This window comes from Halomonas sp. SIMBA_159 (genome assembly GCF_046536035.1).
GTDB classification, from domain to species: domain Bacteria; phylum Pseudomonadota; class Gammaproteobacteria; order Pseudomonadales; family Halomonadaceae; genus Vreelandella; species Vreelandella venusta_A.
The window spans coordinates 1-255 of record NZ_JAWJBT010001038.1; the positions used below are offsets into that span (position 1 = coordinate 1).

The 255-nt window shown below is 51.0% G+C and carries 1 protein-coding gene; it reads left to right on the forward strand.

Going from position 1 to position 255, the window contains the following annotated elements; translation table 11 throughout:
• A partial coding sequence (locus tag R0J87_RS22430; RefSeq protein WP_498889085.1) for a DALR anticodon-binding domain-containing protein occupies positions 1-255 on the forward strand: 255 nt, incomplete at both ends.

Consider the following 255-nt stretch of genomic DNA (forward strand, 5'->3'; position numbering starts at 1 on the left):
CTTCGAAGGCAATACCGCGCCTTACATGCAATACGCCTACACCCGTGTCATTTCTGTATTTAAACGCGCAGGCCTGAACGAAAGTGAGCTGACACACCCAGTTGTGATCAATGACGAGAAAGAGCAAGTGCTGCTGTCAAAACTGCTGCAATTTGAAGAAGCCGTGGAAACCGTGGCCCGTGAAGGTCATCCGCACGTGATGAGCAGCTACCTGTTTGAGCTGGCGGGTAATTTCTCCAGCTTCTATGAAGCCTG